Raw genomic sequence first — 17,510 nt, 5'->3', positions numbered from 1 at the left:
TGGTTTTTTTATTTGGCTTGAAACCACCTTCTTCCAGACAACAGACAATAGAGGTATAATAGAAGCATACAAAGAAAAGCGAGGTTTTCTTATGCCTAGCAAAAAGGAAAAGTATATTCAACCCGTTCTATTATTTGATGGAGTTTGCAATATGTGCAATTCCTTGGTTATTTTTGTAATCAGGAATGATAAAAAGGGAAGATTCAAATTTGCATCCCTGCAATCCGAGCAAGGTCAACAGCTATTAAAAAGCTTTTCCCTTTCTACAAATGAATTCGATACTTTCTATTTCATCCAAGGTGAAAGATACTACACGAAATCATCGGCTGGGTTAAATGTACTTAAAGGATTGGATGGGCCATGGAAGCTTCTTTATCCTCTTATTTTAGTGCCTAAGCCCCTTAGAGATTCCATATATAGCTTTGTGGCTAAGAATCGCTACAAATGGTTCGGTAAGAAGGAAGCGTGCATGCTGCCAAGCCCCGAGATGAAAAAACGTTTTCTATAGAAAAAAGAATTCCTAGTAAACCAAGGGCTCGTAAACGACTAAAATAATAAAGGGAAATTGCAGCGATGCAATTTCCCTTTGTTTTATTCTGCAGTATCAAGCGTTCCGGATTGGGTCCTTTCCTGGGCGGATACCCCTTTTGGATACCATACTAGTGGATTTTCACCCAAATCGCGCTCCACGTCATAGTTAACGGAAGTGAAGCCCATTCGATTCCAGAAGTCCGCTGATTTTACACGTGGATTTGTTTTGATCGGTAAACCGAAGCCCTTAGCAAATTCAACGAGTTCTTTGCCGAAGCCTTTTCTCTGATAGGCAGACAATACTTCCAGTTTCCATAGCTCCAGATAGTCCTGAGCTGGTTCAAAGTATTTATCCAATTCCTTGGAAACTCTGTATAGGCTCATTCGGGCTACTAATTTTTCCCCAAAATAAATTCCGTAGAAAGGGGATTCGCTGTCATTTTCAATCATATTTGCCTGAAGGTCTTCTAGCATGGAAAGCTCCTGAATTCCATATTCCCTGAACTGCTTGAATTCTTCTAGTGTTTTATAGTTGATCGATAGTTTTTTTACAGTCATGCGTTTTTCCCCCTCAAGTCTCTCTGGTCAGCCAACTGATAAAGCGCTTTCCTTTTATCTTATTAATCGGAAAGCATATATTTAATATTAATTATATAACAAAATAACAAAAAATTCTGCAATAATTTTAGAAAGCGTTTGCAATTTTAGAAGGAAATGAAGGGATTATGTAGAATTAGTAGTATGTTAGAGGATTTTTTGCTTAGTACTTAGGTAATTTCTAGTGAAGGGAGACAGCTCTATGCAAAAGATACTTATTGCCAATCGGGGAGAAATAGCGGAACGGATCATCCGCACATGCAATCGGTTGGGTATTGAAACTGTTGCAGTTTATTCAGAGGCTGATAAAGACTTGCCTTACGTCCATTCAGCAACTATTGCAAGACATATAGGAGAAGCCCCACCTCAGAAATCCTATTTGAATGTGGACCTTTTGATTGAAATTGCAAAAGAAGAAAACGTGGATGCCGTACATCCGGGATATGGATTTTTATCGGAAAACGGAGAATTCAGTGAGAGGCTTCAAGAGTCAGGGCTGATATTTATCGGTCCGTCTGTCGATGTTATCAAACTGATGGGGGATAAGCTTTCGTCAAGAAGGACCATGATCGAAGCTGGCGTTCCTGTTGTCCCTGGATCAGAACATCCGGTGGAAAGCCTCGAAGCAGCTTGTAAGCTTGCTGCTGAGATTGGTTACCCCGTTATGCTGAAAGCGAGTGGAGGCGGTGGAGGCATCGGGATGCACCGATGTGAAAATCAACAGGATATAGAGAGCACATTTGAACAGACAAAGAAAAGAGCTAAAGCATATTTCAAGAATGAAGATATGTTTATTGAAAAATACGTTGGAAACGCGAGACACATTGAAGTGCAAGTATTCGGTGACAGTCACGGAAATATTGTACATATGTATGAAAGAAATTGCTCTGTTCAGCGCCGAAATCAAAAAGTGATCGAAGAGGCGCAAAGTCCTGCAATCAGTGAGAACGCAAGGATGAAGATTTGTGAAGCGGCTGTCCTTGCTGCTAAGCAAGTCAACTACTGCAATGCAGGTACAGTGGAATTCATTATGGATGACAAGGAGAATTTCTATTTCCTTGAAATGAATACAAGACTACAGGTGGAACATCCGATCACTGAATCCATTACCGGACTTGACCTTGTTGAGTGGCAGCTTCTTGTTGCTGCAGGAAATCCCCTCCCATTAATGCAGGATGAGATCACAAGTCAAGGACATGCCATCGAATTCAGGGTATATGCCGAAGACCCGGTTACATTCTTTCCGTCGCCCGGACTGATTACAAAATGGCACATGCCGCTGCAAGAAGGAATTAGAATCGATAGTGGATATGGTCCGGACCTGAAAGTTACACCATTCTATGATCCTATGATAGCCAAAATTATCATAAGTGCACAAACTCGCAAAGAAACAATCGATCGTGCCAGAGAGTATCTGGATCAAGTGGAAGTGGAAGGGATAAAGACCAATCTGCCGTTTTTAAGGCATGCGCTACAAATAGATGAATTCATTAAAGGGGATTACCATACCGGCTTTATTCAGTCCATGAAGCCGATAACAAACTGATGTTTGCACATACACCATGAATCATAGGAGGAAATCATAATGAAAAAAATTGAAGCATCAATGGCAGGAACTATTTGGAAAATATTAGTTGAAGCAGGAGACGAAGTCACGGCAGGACAGACGGTTATCATCTTGGAAAGCATGAAAATGGAAATTCCTCTCGAAGCAGCTGTTGATGGAAAGGTATCATCCATCAATGCTGCAGAGGGTGACTTTGTAAATGACGGAGATGTACTTCTCGAACTGGAATAGCCGATAAGGTCAACTAAGAGGCAGAATGGAGGGGTCAGAATGATTAAAACAAGTGATCTGGATCAACAGTTTCAGGAAAACGTAGATAAGATTAAACGTGGTGGAAGTGAAAAATACCATGAAAAGCTGAAAGAGCAGAACAAACTGTTCGTAAGGGACCGTTTGGGGCTGTTATTTGATAATGGTCAATATGAAGAAGATGGGATCTTTGCAAACAATCAAGCAGAGGGACTTCCTGCAGATGGTGTCGTAACGGCAATTGGGAAAATTCATGGTCAGACTGTCTGTGTCATGGCAAACGACTCAACCGTAAAAGCGGGTTCCTGGGGAGCAAGGACAGTGGAAAAGATTATCAGAATCCAGGAAACAGCGGAAAAACTGATGGTTCCAATCCTTTATCTTGTTGACTCTGCGGGAGCGAGAATAACCGATCAGCTGGATATGTTTCCAAATAGACGTGGTGCAGGAAAAATCTTTTACAATCAAGTTAAGCTCTCCGGGATGGTACCGCAAGTATGTCTATTGTTTGGGCCATCCGCAGCAGGTGGAGCCTATATTCCGGCTTTTTGTGACATTGTGGTAATGGTGGACGGTAATGCATCCATGTACTTGGGATCACCAAGAATGGCCGAAAAGGTTATAGGGGAGAAGGTCACCCTTGAGGAAATGGGCGGAGCAAGAATGCATTGTTCTGTGAGTGGATGCGGCGATGTGCTTGCCTCTACTGAAGAGGAAGCAATCAGCCTTGCACGTCAATATATGACCTATTTTCCGAGCAGTTACCAAACCAAAACTGCCGAGGTTGATCCGGTAACTCCGAAAGAGGGGAGAAACCTGGCTGACATCATTCCTGTCAACCAGAATGCTCCTTTTGATATGTATGAGGCAATTGATCAGTTGATTGATGAAGGCAGTTTTTTTGAAATAAAGAAACTTTTTGCCCCAGAACTTATCACCGGCTTAGCGAGAATAGATGGCAAGGTGGTAGGAATCATCGCCAACCAGCCAAAAGTGAAAGGTGGAGTCCTTTTTGTAGATTCTGCAGATAAGGGAGCAAAGTTTATCCAGCTTTGTGATGCTTATCATATTCCATTACTTTTCCTCGCTGATGTTCCAGGATTTATGATCGGTACGAAAGTGGAACGGGCGGGTATTATCCGCCACGGCGCAAAATTAATAGCAGCAATGAGCTCCGCAACTGTTCCGAAAATCTCGGTTGTGGTTAGAAAAGCATATGGAGCAGGTCTGTATGCGATGGCTGGTCCGGCCTTTGAACCGGATTGCTGCATTGCGCTTCCTACTGCCCAAATTGCCGTTATGGGACCGGAAGCGGCGGTTAATGCTGTCTATTCCAATAAAATAAATGAGATTGAAGATCCAAAAGAGCGAATGGCATATGTGCAGGAAAAACACCAGGAATATAAAGAGCACATTGATATCTATAAGCTGGCATCTGAACTGATTGTCGATACAATAGTTCCGGCCAAAGACCTTCGAAATGTATTAATAAGCCGCTTCCATTATTATTCAAGTAAGCAAATGAATTTTAGTCACCGCAAACATCCGGTATATCCTGTATAATTTTCAGAGAGGGCCTACTCATTTGAACGTGAGTAAGCCCTCTCTTTTTTTACGACATTTTTAAAGATTTATCGTTAATTTCCTGTAGATTATCCTTCATATATTGGTACAATAAGAAGAAATAGGTAAAAAGATGGAGGGGCATGATGAACATTGGAATTATTGGAGCTGGTGCGATAGGTCTGTTATATGCGTATCAATTTTCAGCTCTATTTCCTGTCACGCTCTACACAAGACGTCCGGAACAGTGTAAGGAGCTGAAAGACAAGGGAATAACCCTGATGGAGAAAAATCTCCCTGTCGGTAATAGAAGGGTAACGGTAAAGAAACTTTCTGAGGAATCAAAGCTTGAAGAGGAAATAATCATTGTGGCCGTTAAGCAATATGCACTACAAGATATTATGCCGTATTTACTGAAATTGAATAAAGATCAATGTGTGCTTTTCCTTCAGAATGGGATGGCTCATGTGAAGCAGGCGGAAAAAATAGAAAATACTCACCTTTTAATCGGCGTAGTGGAGCATGGTGTAAAAAAGCAGGATGACGTAACGGTCAATTGGACAGGTAAAGGGTTGACAAAAGTTGCACCATTTCGAAGTGATTCCTCTCACTTCCGCTTTCTGAATATGTGGGGAAAAGATTTATCCGAGAGCTTTCGACTACAAATAAGTGATAGCTATCAAAACATACTCGTGGAGAAATTGGTGGTAAATGCCATAATCAATCCGCTGACAACTCTATATCGCGTAAAAAATGGTCAACTTGTACATAATCGCTTCTACAAAGAAACCATGTTTGCCCTGTACAGGGAAATATCGTTTTTAATAGAAATAGAGGGAAGAGAAAAGATGTGGGATCATGTTTTGAACATATGCAGCAATACAGCGGAAAATCGGTCTTCCATGCAGCGGGATATCGAACTTGGGAGACGGACCGAGGTGGATGCGATATTAGGATATCTCATCTTTTTAGCTGAAGAACAAGGAAAAAAAGTGCCTCTTACAGAATTTATTTATAGGAGCATCAAAGGATTGGAAGAGGATAATCTGGATGAAAAACAATGATGGTCTAAAAGCCATTCTGTAAACAATATGGTTCGAGGAAGTGAGGTAGAGAGCGATGTCCAATATCATTACTGTCTTTTTTGCAACAATCGTTACGGCCCCTATAATTGCCTTGTTTCTTTTTTATGTATTTGCAAGGTATTTCACGAAGAATAATAAAAGGTCCTTTCATGCTGCCGTAGATTCCTCCACCTTATTTTTTATTCTTGCCGTCCATTTCCTGGTTGTCATCATATGGGAGCGGTCCTATTTATGGATTATCATGATGGTTCTAGTATCGATTGCCATGATCATGGTTATTACGCATTATAAAATCAAGCAGGAAATACAATTCAAGAAAGTGTTCAAAGGATTTTGGCGCTTCAATTTTCTCTTGTTTTTCTTTGCCTATTTCTGTCTGGCCTTGTTTGGTGTAATAAAAAGAATATATGAAACTTTCGCATGAATTTTTTGAAGCAATTTTTTTTGATTCGAAACAAATCAATGCTATACTCATGGAGATATGGATATTGATCGATTAGAAAGGACGTACTTTATGAATATAGTAGAACTGGCGCTTCCTACTATCAATAAGTTCGCATCAGCTTATTTATCAGAAGAGGAAAGCTTACATCGTTTTTTTACATATAATCCGTTTTCAGCAAATTCATTTGAAGACAGAAAAAATGCTCTCAAAGATCGTACCTACCTAAGAGAGGAAATTGCTGATCATTTATTAAGCTATAATACTAACTACCATGCCGATGAAAAAACCTTACATAATATTGAAAGACTGCGGTCTGAAGAATCAATGGTCGTAATCGCTGGGCAGCAGGCCGGATTATTGACAGGCCCCGTGTATACAATCTCCAAGATTATCAGCATCATTAAACTTGCCCAAGAGCAGGAAAAGAAGCTAGGAGTACCTGTGTTGCCGGTCTTTTGGATTGCTGGGGAGGATCATGACTACAATGAAATCAATCATGTGAATATCCCGGCAGACAATTCTGTTGAAAAGATTTCCCTACCAATGAAGTCAGCTGGAAAGAAAATGGTTTCTGAGCTTGAGCTTGATAAGACAAAACTTAGGGAATGGATGCTCAAAATTGTCAATTCCTTTGGGGAAACGGCTTTTACGAATGATATAAAAGCGCTTTTGGAAAGGTCCTTGCAATCTGCAGATAATATTGTCGATTTCTTCGCTGAGCTAATTGCCACTCTTTTCAAGGGAACTGGTTTGATACTTGTTAATGCATCAAACCCTGATCTCAGAAAAATAGAGGTTCCATTCTTTCAGCGTATCATCAACAACCATAAAAGTATTACTTCAGAAGTAATATCAGCTCAAGCTGATCTAGAAAGAATCGGGTACAATCAGATGCTTGAGGTTCAGGAAAACTCCATGAATATCTTCTTTCATATACAAGGGGAACGGGAATTGCTGTATTGGGATGAGGAATCACAGACAGCCTGTACAAAAGATGGGAAAACAGCGCTGACATGGGTACAGCTCAATAAAAAAATCCAATCCAATCCCCACCACTTTTCAAACAATGTGGTAACACGTCCAATGATGCAGGAACTGCTTTTTCCGACTCTTGCCTTCATCGGTGGTCCTGGAGAAATCAGCTATTGGGCAGAATTGAAAGGGGCTTTCGAAGCGCTAGATCTTGAAATGCCGCCTGTTGTACCGCGTATCGGATTGACAATTGTGGAGCGACATATTGAATCCACAGTCAACGAACTGGGTGAAAGCATGGAAGACATTTTGACCTATGGCTTGGAGGAGAAAAGGCAGGCTTGGTTAAGAAATCAGGAGCTGGCGGCACTTGAGAGTCGCCTAGACTCCTACCAGAAGGAATATGAGCAGGTTCACTATAAATTCAGGGAAGTTGGCAAGGATGTTCTGCCACATCTGGAGTCCATGTTTGAAAAAAATTGGAACTTGATTGACAGGCAATTCTCCTATATGAAACGGCTGATGGAAAGGTCTTCCTATGAGAAACATGCAAATGTCATGAAAAAGTACCATCGTGCTGAGCTTTCCCTCGTTCCGAATTCACTGCCACAAGAGAGGGTATGGAATATATACTACTATTTGAATCAATACGGTACCGACCTCGTACAACGGATCTGTGAATTACCGCTGGAGCATAATGGAAAACATAAACTGATTTATATCTGATAAAAGCTAAGAAAAAAGCAACCAATTCCGGTTGCTTTTTTTGTTTTTATTTTCTGACAATTCACTAAGGGAAAATGGGTCGTAAACATAAAATTGATGAAGAATGATAGCATATCATGTTTTTGCGAAGTCAAATTCAGTCAAGTTCATCCTTCATTCATCCTTTTGTCAAAAAATGTTGTAAAAAGATGAAAAACGAAAAAATTTTAGGCTTAAAGGATTTTCTTTTAGGGAAGAGAATAGTACAATAAAGTAAGTGGAGATAAGTGGGGGATTGTGGTGTAAAGTAGAGGGAAGGTGGGGAAGCCGAATGTTCATGGGGGAATATCATCATACTATTGATATAAAAGGGCGTATGATTGTTCCGGCTAAATTCCGTGATCACTTAGGCGAAGCCTTTGTTCTTACAAGAGGACTTGATAAATGTCTTTTTGGATACCCGCTCTCCGAATGGAAAACTGTCGAGGATAAATTGAAACAGTTGCCACTTACAAAAAAGGATGCACGTGCCTTTACACGATTTTTCTTTTCCGGAGCAACAGAATGTGAACTCGATAAGCAAGGAAGAGTGAACATCGCATCTCCACTTGTGCAATATGCCCAATTGGAAAAAGAATGTGTCGTAATCGGTGTATCCAACAGAATAGAAATTTGGAGCAAAGAGAACTGGAATTCATTTGTGGAAGACTCGGAAGATTCCTTCGCAGAAATTGCAGAAAACCTCGTAGACTTTGACTTATAAAAGGGATATATTACAAAGCATCAGAAAGAGCAGCTTGGATAAAAGCCCTAAACCGTGGAAAAATATTAGGGAATGAAGCACACTAACCAGATGGAAACAGCTATGAGCTAGAAAGGCGGTGGAAGATGTTTCACCATGTAACAGTACTTTTGAATGAAGCAGTGGAAGGTCTTAACATTAAAGAAGATGGTATTTATGTCGATTGCACGCTTGGTGGGGCAGGACATAGCTCTGAAATTGTTAAAAGGCTTTCAGAAAAAGGAAGGCTGGTTGCATTTGATCAGGATGATAGTGCCCTTGAGCACGCGAAGCACGTTTTACATAACTACCTGGATCGTGTCATCTTCATCAAAAGCAATTTTAAATTCCTGAAAGAAAAATTGTATGAGCAGGGAATCACCAAAGTAGATGGCGTATTATTCGATTTAGGTGTTTCCTCTCCACAGCTGGATACACCTGAAAGAGGCTTCAGCTACCACCATGAGGCCCCGCTTGACATGAGGATGGATAAGGATAGTCCCCTGAGCGCCTATGATGTAGTGAATGAATGGCCATATGAAAAACTAGTCCGTATTTTCTTTCAATATGGAGAAGAGAAATTTTCCAAGCAGATTGCGAGGAAAATCGAAGAGTACCGCAAGCATAAACCGGTAGAAACTACATTGGAGCTTGTTGAAATCATTAAAGATGGCATTCCTGCACCTGCAAGGAGAACTGGAGGACACCCTGCAAAGCGAGTATTCCAGGCGATCCGCATCGCTGTAAATGATGAACTGGGAGTTTTTGAGGATGCAATCCACCAAGCTATAGATGTGCTGAAGCCCGGTGGAAGAGTCAGTGTCATCACCTTCCATTCACTTGAGGACAGAATGTGCAAAGTGGCTTTCAAGGAAAAAAGTCAACTGCCGCAATTACCTCCTGGACTGCCGATCATTCCGGAAGAATTTGAACCTGTACTAAAGCTGGTTACTAGAAAGCCCATTTTACCTGGTGAAGATGAACTTGAGGCTAACAATCGTGCCAGATCTGCAAAACTAAGAGTTGCCGAAAAAGTTAAAGACTAATGAGATACAGATAAAAAACTAATGATTTGGGGGAAGGGAAATGAGTAACTTAGCTCATAAAATTCAGAGACAACACGAAGAGCGACAGCAGCAAGCTCCGAAAAAGAATCTAGTAGTCAAAAAACGTGCCAAGATCACCCTAGGGGAAAAAGTTTTGGGCTATATGTTCATTGGACTGCTGGCTTTTGGATCTATTCATATCATTTCAAACAACAATACGATCTATCAGGTTAACAGCGAGATTCAAACACTTGAAGGTACAGTAGCCACCCAAATCAATAAAAACCGTGAATTGGAGCTGCAGGTGGCAGAGGAAAGCAGCTATGAGCGCATTCTGGAAAAAGCAAAGAATCTTGGGCTTTCATTAAACGAAAATAACGTGAAGAATGTTCGGGACTAAATGCTATGCAAAATATTGTTCATAAAAAGAGAATTCATTTAGGAGCCGCATTTTTACTTGTAATATTTGCGTTGCTCTTTTTTCTATTAATCGGACGCTTTCTATACCTGCAGGCTACAGGTGAAGTAAAGGGCCATAACATGTCTGCCGAGGCGGCAAAATACTATAATGTAGATAAGAACATCCAGGCTGACAGAGGGACTATCTTTGATAGAAGTGGAAATCCGATCGCAGAAGATACACCATCCTTCAACCTCGTTGCAGTATTGGATGAATCTCTTTCAACCGAAAAGATTAAACGTCATGTCGTAGATCCAAAAGAAACGGCAAGCAAGCTTGCACCACTGCTTGAAGCGGATGAAAGCGAGATTCTTGAGAAATTGGAGCAGGATAGGAAACAGGTTGAGTTCGGGGCAATCGGGCGCGACATCTCACCTTCAGTCAAGAATAAAATAGAAGAGCTGGAGCTTCCCGGAATAGCATTTATAGAAGGAAAGAAACGTTACTACTGGAACGGTGTGTTTGCAAGCCATGTTGTAGGTTTTGCAAGGCCGGATGAAAATGGCCAGGTAAAAGGTGCAATTGGATTGGAGAAAATGCTGGAAGAAGAATTGAAAGAACAAGACGGCAACTACACAATCAAAACAGATAATAAAGGCACCATTTTACCGAAAGATGCCAATGTTTCCTTTGTGCCGGCAATAAACGGAAAGAATGTACACCTGACTCTGGACAAGACGATTCAGACGTTTCTTGAGGAAGCGATGAATGAAGTGGAAGAAAAATATGAGCCGGAGAAAATAATGGCCATAGTTGCCGACCCTAAAACCGGGCAGATATTGGCGATGGGCTCTAGGCCGACCTTTGATTTAAACACTCGCGCAGGACTTACGGACAATTGGAATAACGATGCCATTTCCTACCGTTATGAACCTGGTTCCACGATGAAGATCTTCTCCTTGGCTGCCGCAATCGAAGAAGGCGTCTATAACGGTTCAGAGCTTTATGAATCGGGTACGTACATGCTGCCAAAAGATCCGATTCCGGTAAGAGATCATAATGGTGGAGTAGGCTGGGGTACGATTACCTTTGATGAGGGTGTCCAACGCTCCTCCAACGTTGCCTTTGCTTTGCTGGCGGATAAAATGGGAACAGATACACTCTTGGAATATATTAAAGCGTTCGGTATGGACAAACCGACAGGGATTGACCTACCGGATGAAACCACAAGTAACATAAACTATCATTATAACCGTGACCGTATTTCCACCGCTTTCGGACAAGCATCAGCTTTTACACCAATTCAGCAGATTCAAGCTGCAACAGCGATAGCGAATGATGGGAAAATGATGCAGCCATACGTGATTGACAAAATCGTCGACCCAAATACGAATGAAGTGGTTCTGCAAAATAAGCCAAAGCAAAAAGGCGAGCCAATCTCAAAAGAAACTGCCAATAAAGTACTCTCTGTCCTTGAATCGGTTGTAAGTGCTGAAAATGGAACTGGCCGTCCCTATGCGATTGACGGTTACAGTGTCGCAGCCAAGACTGGAACAGCCCAGATGCCTGGTCCTGACGGAAAGTATCTGTATGGACATGGGGAATACATCTATAGCATAACAGGTATGGCACCAGCGGATAATCCCGAGATTCTCATGTATGTTGCGGTGCAAAAGCCGAAAATTGAGAAGCATGAAAATGGAGCTGGTCCGGTGTCCGGAATATTCAATAACGTGATGAGAAGAAGCTTGCAGTATTTGAGTATACAGCCTGACGAGAAGGTGCAAAGTGCTCCTAAGAAAAAGCAGACAGGCCTCAAGGTGCCAGATCTGGTTGGTGGAAGTGTTAAAAATGCCGTCAACGGAAGTCAGGATGCCGAATCGCCGGAATATGTCGTGCTTGGGAATGGATCTAAGGTACTCAAGCAGATTCCGGAAGCAGGCCAATCGGTAATTAAAGCTGAACGAGTTCTTCTTCTTACGGAAAAAGAACCACCTATGCCGGATATGACAGGGTGGAGCCTGAGAGATGTCAGGAAACTGACGAATCTGTTGGGAATTAAACCGAATATCGTCGGCAACGGCTATGTTCACAAGCAGAATATTGCTCCTGGAACAGTTCTGAAAAGTGGTGATCATCTCATCATTGAATTGAAATCCAACAGGCCTCTTCCTGAAAGTGAAAATGAGGAGGAAGAGGAAGAAAGGGACGCAGTGAGCTGAGTTGGAAAAAAGGCTATAGGGCAGGGAGGAACCTCTCCGCTCTATAGCCTTTTTTCTGTGTATCAACTATTAATTGATAGCGCGTTCTGTATTCTTCGTAGCCCATCATGTTCTATCCCCCATGGTACAAGCATATATTACAACGAATATTAAAGGAGGTTCATGTGTTATGCGAGTATCTCATGTTACGGTACGGAGAAGATTGACTGTGGTATTACTGGTAGGCATCCTTCTATTTACAATCATCGATCTGCGCTTAGGCTATGTACAATTTGCTCTAGGAAATATGTTGACGGACCGTGCCAAGGACTCTTGGAGCCGTAACATCCCTTTTGAACCGGAGCGGGGCGATATTCTGGATCGAAACGGAGTACCTTTAGCCACAAATATGAGTGCACCTTCTGTGTTGGTGGTACCAAGACAAATTCAGGATCCAAATCAAACAGCTGAAAAATTGGCAGCTGTCTTAAATATGTCCAAAGAGAAGTTGTACAAGCAGATAACTAAAAACTCTTCCATGGAAAGAATCAATCCCGAAGGAAGGAAAATTTCTCACGAAAAGGCAAAGGAAGTTCGTGCATTGGATCTTAAAGGTGTGTATATTGCCGAAGATTCCAAAAGACATTATCCTTTTGGCAGTTACCTCTCTCATGTCCTTGGGTTTGCCGGGATCGACAATCAGGGATTGATGGGATTGGAGTTGTATTATGATGAACAACTCAAAGGGAATAAAGGGCATGTTCAGTTCTATTCGGATGCTAAAGGCCGGAGAATGCCTGATATTCCAGATGATTATGTAGCTCCTGTGGACGGCCTTGACCTCAGGCTAACGATAGATTCCAAAGTGCAGACCATTATGGAGAATCAACTGAATCTTGCCTATGAACAATATAATCCTGATGGAATCATTGCCATAGCGATGGACCCAAACACTGGCGAAATACTGGCTATGTCGAGCAGGCCCGATTTTGATCCTGCCGAGTTCCAAAAGGTCCCGCCAGAGATCTACAATCGAAATCTGCCTGTTTGGAGTACGTATGAGCCAGGATCAACATTCAAAATAATTACACTGGCTGCAGCTTTGGAAGAAAATAAAGTAAACTTGACAAAAGACACCTTCCATGATGACGGGGCTGCCGAGGTTGCAGGTGCGAGACTTCGCTGTTGGAAAAAGGGCGGACATGGCCATCAGACTTTTTTGGAAGTTGTCCAAAATTCCTGTAACCCAGGATTTGTAGAATTGGGACAACGCCTTGGTACAGATACATTATTTGATTACATTAAATCATTCGGATTTGGGGAGAAAACCGGAATTGACCTTCAAGGTGAGGGGAAAGGGATTCTCTTTAAGCCAGAACGTATAGGACCAGTAGAACTTGCGACCACCGCATTTGGCCAGGGTGTTTCCGTGACACCGATCCAGCAGGTAGCGGCAGTGTCTGCAGCAATAAATGGTGGCATACTCTATACCCCTTACATTGCGAAGGAGTTTATCGACCCGGTATCAGGTGACGTTGTTTCAAGGAACACACCTGTAGAAAAGAGAAGGGTCATTTCGGAAGAAACCTCCAACCAAGTTCGATATGCATTGGAAAGTGTTGTTGCACAAGGCACAGGAAGGAATGCATTTGTGGAAGGGTACCGGGTGGGAGGAAAAACAGGAACCGCACAAAAAGTACTGAACGGCCGTTATATGGAAAACAATCATATCGTCTCCTTTATTGGATTCGCTCCTGCAGACGACCCGCAGATTGTTGTCTATCTTGCAATTGATAATCCAAAAGGCACTGTTCAGTTCGGTGGAGTAGTAGCAGCACCAGTCGTCGGGAATATAATGGAGGAAAGCCTAAGCGCGCTTGGTGTGGAGAAGAGAAAAGGACAAATAGAAAAGGAACTGCAATGGCCGGATGTCCCTCTGGTAGAAGTGCCGGATCTGAAAGGCATGTCCAAAAAAGAATTAGTTCAGCAGCTGATCACGCTGAAGCTTGATATCAGTGGGGACGGAGACGTAGTAGTGGAACAGGCACCAAAACCAGGAACAAAAGTCAAAGAAGGATCCACAATTCGAGTATACATGTCCGGTTCCAATAAAACTGATAAAGACTAAGGCTCCGAGAATAAATAGGTTGAATTCTTTTGCCTAGCTGCTGATTGGAGCAATAGGCGAAGACTCCTCGAAAATGCGAGCATTTTCTTCGTGCGATGTATCGCTGCCGCAGCCTTCCTTGTCCTGCGGGAAGCGGCGTTCGGTGGAGACCCCACAGGCAAAGCCGAGGAGGCTCACGCTAGCCCCTTGGGTCGCTGCGCCTAGTGCGGAAATCTGCAGCGGTGTTAAACAGGCCAAGACTAAAAAACCAAGGGCCCTGAAGCGGGCTCTTGGTTTAATTTCCCTAAATAGGATAGAATGGAGATAGGATGAAAATTCTACCTGTCAATTAACAATCTAACCTACACTTTCAAGCGTCCTTGAGCAATTCCAAGTAGAGGGGAATGATTCCTATGATGCTTCAAGACTTAATTCAATATTTACACCGATATCAGGTATCTTCTGCTTTAAATCCAGCAATAGATTCGATTGTGATGGATTCCCGGTTGGCAAGGAAGGGGAGTTTATTTTTTTGCATTAAGGGGTATACGGTAGATGGTCATATCTATGCAGAAGAAGCGATCAGAAATGGTGCGGTCGCCATTATTTCCGAAAAAGTGCTGGATGTGCCTGTACCTGTAATAGTAGTTCCGGATTCCAAAAGGGCAATGGCAATTTTAGCTGATGTTTTTTATGGTCAGCCTACACACAAATTGCATCTCATCGGAATTACGGGAACCAATGGGAAAACTACGACTACTCATATCATCGAATCCATATTCCAAAAACATCGGCAGAAAACAGGGATGATTGGCACCATCAATATGAAAATCGGTAATAGGTCCTTTCCTGTGAAAAATACGACACCAGATGCGCTGACACTTCAGGAATCTTTTCATCAAATGGTGAATAATGAAGTTCAGACCGTTGTGATGGAGGTTTCTTCCCATGCCCTGCATATGGGCAGGGTCTATGGATGTGATTTTGATGTAGCGGTATTTACGAATCTGACTCAAGACCATCTTGATTATCACAAAACGATGGAAGAATACCAGTTTGCCAAATCTCTGCTATTTTCCTCCCTAGGGAATGCCTATAATCTACAAAAACCCAAATTCGCCGTATTGAATGCTGATGACGAGGCAAGTGAGTGTTTCGCCCGATCAACAGCCGCCCAGGTAATTACGTATGGAATTAAAAAGAACAGTGATATTATGGCTTCCAATATTAAAATATCAGGGAAAGGTACCAAGTTTGACTTAGTATACGACAACAGGGTGGTTCCTATTCACTTGCAATTGGTGGGACAGTTCAGTGTCTACAACGTATTGGCTGCAATTGCCGCTTCTTATGTTTCAGATATTCCAATGGAGACGATTATTAAGGTTGTAGAGGAGATGAAGGGAGTCCCTGGCAGGTTCGAGGTAATCGAGGAAGGACAGGACTATACTGTGATAGTGGATTATGCACATACCCCTGACAGCCTGGAAAATGTATTAAAGACAGCAAAGCAATTATCCGATAAAAACATAATCTGTGTGGTGGGATGTGGCGGTGACCGTGACCGTTCAAAAAGGCCCTTAATGGCGAAAGCGGCAATAAGCCATGCGCAAAAAGTGATATTCACACTTGATAATCCACGTACTGAAAATCCTGCACAGATCTTTAAGGATATGGAGGCAGGGTTAGAAGGTCAGTCATATGAAATTATTGAGGATCGGAGAATGGCCATATCAAAAGCAGTGAACGAGGCAAGTTCAGGAGATGTCATTTTGATTGCTGGAAAGGGGCATGAAACTTATCAGCTGATTGGTGACAAAGTGCTGGAATTTGATGATAGAAAAGTGGCTCGGGAAGCCATACATGACCGAGGTCTATCATAGACTATGTAGGGTATGGAAAAATACACTAATCAGCCTTTCAAAATATCCATGCTAAAAGTCACTGGTAATCCCATAAAATGACCAGAAATTAAAGAAAAAGGTTCAATTCCTAAAGAAAAAGTAAAAACATGAAAAAAAGTATTTGCAGAAGAGGGAAAAACAGATAAAATTTAGTTTTGGTACATCTAATCTCTTTTTTGAATGGTTTGCCAAAAAGCAAGTTACGCGCAATACAGAAGCTTGTTCATGGTGTTTGAAACCATAGGTATGTCCCGCATTTTTGTCGAAGAAGGTTTAAAACGAATCATAGATAGAGTCGCAGAACCTAATGAATCATAATGTTGAAGAATGCTTATGGTGATAAACACCTCTACTCATATTACTAGAGAGGAGGGAATAACGATGCAACAACAGGTTGTATTATTTGCCATCGTTATATCTTTTTTAATTACCGTTCTATTATCACCAATTTTTATTCCCTTCTTACGAAGATTGAAGTTTGGTCAAAGCATCCGGGAAGAAGGGCCGCAGTCACACATGAAGAAGACAGGAACCCCTACAATGGGCGGTCTGATGATTTTGCTTTCTGTAGTCGTTACTACGCTGATCATTACAGGTAGATTTGCTGAGGCATCTGTTGAAACTTATCTGCTGCTTTTTGTTACAGTTGGATACGGCCTGCTGGGATTTTTGGATGACTTCATCAAAGTCGTATTAAAAAGAAACCTCGGGTTGACCTCCCTTCAAAAGCTGGTTGGGCAGATCGTTATCGCTGTGGTCTTTTATTTTGTATTCACACAATTCGAGTTCTCTACAGCTGTTTCCATACCAGGAACGGATGTGTCATTTGAATTGGGTATTTTCTATGTGGTTTTCCTGATTTTCTGGCTAGTAGGTTTTTCCAATGCAGTCAATCTGACAGATGGACTTGACGGCCTTGTTTCAGGTACAGCAGCCATTGCGTTTGGAGCATTTGCTGTTTTGGCTTGGAATCAATCACAGTTCGAAGTTTCCATTTTTTCTGTTGCAGTCGTCGGTGCGTTACTCGGGTTTCTTGTATTCAATGCCCATCCGGCAAAAGTGTTTATGGGAGATACAGGGTCATTGGCTCTTGGTGGAGCAATTGCAACTGTAGCAGTCCTTTTGAAGCTCGAAATCATCCTGATCATTATAGGGGGCGTATTCGTCCTTGAAACACTTTCGGTTATTATCCAAGTAATTTCATTCAAAACAACTGGACGCAGAATCTTCAAGATGAGTCCTCTCCACCACCATTATGAGCTGGTGGGATGGTCTGAATGGCGCGTTGTAGTATCCTTTTGGACAGTTGGCCTATTATGTGCAGTCCTAGGAATCTATTTAGAGGTGTGGATCTGAT

At 42.1% G+C, this 17,510-nt stretch carries 15 protein-coding genes; 14 read left to right on the top strand and 1 reads right to left on the bottom strand.

All coding sequences use genetic code 11. The features are described 5' to 3' along the window. Positions 1-91 precede the first annotated feature (91 nt). Positions 92-508: a thiol-disulfide oxidoreductase DCC family protein gene (locus ABN702_RS10725; RefSeq protein ID WP_417900642.1), complete on the top strand. Its 417-nt coding sequence runs from the start codon at positions 92-94 to the stop codon at positions 506-508. An 83-nt stretch (positions 509-591) separates the two neighbouring features. Here the strand turns inward: ABN702_RS10725 and ABN702_RS10720 are convergent, their stop codons facing one another. After that, positions 592-1,089 (bottom strand): N-acetyltransferase, encoded by a 498-nt coding sequence (locus ABN702_RS10720; RefSeq protein WP_417900641.1) that lies wholly within the window; start codon positions 1,087-1,089, stop codon positions 592-594. Positions 1,090-1,330: 241 nt separating this feature from the next. Between ABN702_RS10720 and ABN702_RS10715 the strand changes: the two genes are divergently transcribed. The 13 genes from ABN702_RS10715 (at position 1,331) to mraY (ending at position 17,509) form a co-directional block, all read left to right on the top strand. Beyond that, the gene (locus ABN702_RS10715) at positions 1,331-2,674 is read left to right on the top strand and encodes an acetyl-CoA carboxylase biotin carboxylase subunit (RefSeq protein WP_417900640.1); all 1,344 of its coding nucleotides are present in this window, start codon (positions 1,331-1,333) and stop codon (positions 2,672-2,674) included. Positions 2,675-2,713: 39 nt separating this feature from the next. Continuing rightward, positions 2,714-2,926, top strand: coding sequence for an acetyl-CoA carboxylase biotin carboxyl carrier protein subunit (locus tag ABN702_RS10710; protein ID WP_417900639.1), 213 nt, complete (start codon positions 2,714-2,716; stop codon positions 2,924-2,926). A gap of 39 nt (positions 2,927-2,965) precedes the next feature. Next, positions 2,966-4,507 (top strand): acyl-CoA carboxylase subunit beta, encoded by a 1,542-nt coding sequence (locus ABN702_RS10705; RefSeq protein WP_417900638.1) that lies wholly within the window; start codon positions 2,966-2,968, stop codon positions 4,505-4,507. Positions 4,508-4,650: 143 nt separating this feature from the next. Beyond that, positions 4,651-5,571: a 2-dehydropantoate 2-reductase gene (locus ABN702_RS10700; RefSeq protein WP_417900637.1), complete on the top strand. Its 921-nt coding sequence runs from the start codon at positions 4,651-4,653 to the stop codon at positions 5,569-5,571. A gap of 55 nt (positions 5,572-5,626) precedes the next feature. Then, on the top strand, positions 5,627-6,016 hold the full coding sequence (locus tag ABN702_RS10695) for a DUF3397 domain-containing protein (protein ID WP_417900636.1): 390 nt from the start codon (positions 5,627-5,629) through the stop codon (positions 6,014-6,016). A gap of 90 nt (positions 6,017-6,106) precedes the next feature. Then, positions 6,107-7,735: a bacillithiol biosynthesis cysteine-adding enzyme BshC gene (bshC, locus tag ABN702_RS10690; protein WP_417900635.1), complete on the top strand. Its 1,629-nt coding sequence runs from the start codon at positions 6,107-6,109 to the stop codon at positions 7,733-7,735. A 310-nt stretch (positions 7,736-8,045) separates the two neighbouring features. Further along, positions 8,046-8,477 (top strand): division/cell wall cluster transcriptional repressor MraZ, encoded by a 432-nt coding sequence (gene mraZ / locus ABN702_RS10685; RefSeq protein ID WP_204413469.1) that lies wholly within the window; start codon positions 8,046-8,048, stop codon positions 8,475-8,477. 125 nt (positions 8,478-8,602) lie between these two features. Further along, positions 8,603-9,541, top strand: coding sequence for a 16S rRNA (cytosine(1402)-N(4))-methyltransferase RsmH (gene rsmH / locus ABN702_RS10680; RefSeq protein ID WP_417900634.1), 939 nt, complete (start codon positions 8,603-8,605; stop codon positions 9,539-9,541). Between the two features lie 40 nt (positions 9,542-9,581). Then, the gene (gene ftsL, locus ABN702_RS10675; protein ID WP_417900633.1) at positions 9,582-9,941 is read left to right on the top strand and encodes a cell division protein FtsL; all 360 of its coding nucleotides are present in this window, start codon (positions 9,582-9,584) and stop codon (positions 9,939-9,941) included. A gap of 5 nt (positions 9,942-9,946) precedes the next feature. Continuing rightward, positions 9,947-12,163: a penicillin-binding protein gene (locus tag ABN702_RS10670; protein WP_417900632.1), complete on the top strand. Its 2,217-nt coding sequence runs from the start codon at positions 9,947-9,949 to the stop codon at positions 12,161-12,163. 169 nt (positions 12,164-12,332) lie between these two features. Further along, a complete protein-coding gene (locus ABN702_RS10665; protein WP_417900631.1) occupies positions 12,333-14,270 on the top strand; it encodes a stage V sporulation protein D in 1,938 nt (645 codons plus the stop codon). Positions 14,271-14,662: 392 nt separating this feature from the next. Then, on the top strand, positions 14,663-16,132 hold the full coding sequence (locus ABN702_RS10660; RefSeq protein ID WP_417900630.1) for a UDP-N-acetylmuramoyl-L-alanyl-D-glutamate--2,6-diaminopimelate ligase: 1,470 nt from the start codon (positions 14,663-14,665) through the stop codon (positions 16,130-16,132). A 402-nt stretch (positions 16,133-16,534) separates the two neighbouring features. Continuing rightward, complete coding sequence (gene mraY, locus ABN702_RS10655; protein ID WP_417900629.1) at positions 16,535-17,509, top strand: phospho-N-acetylmuramoyl-pentapeptide-transferase; 975 nt, start codon at positions 16,535-16,537, stop codon at positions 17,507-17,509. Position 17,510: the final 1 nt, after the last annotated feature.

The organism is Bacillus haimaensis (assembly GCF_048270625.1).
In the GTDB taxonomy this organism is placed as follows: domain Bacteria; phylum Bacillota; class Bacilli; order Bacillales; family Bacillaceae_I; genus Sutcliffiella_A; species Sutcliffiella_A haimaensis.
Note: the sequence above shows the minus strand (reverse complement) of the source record. Positions and strands in the feature narration are given on the sequence as shown.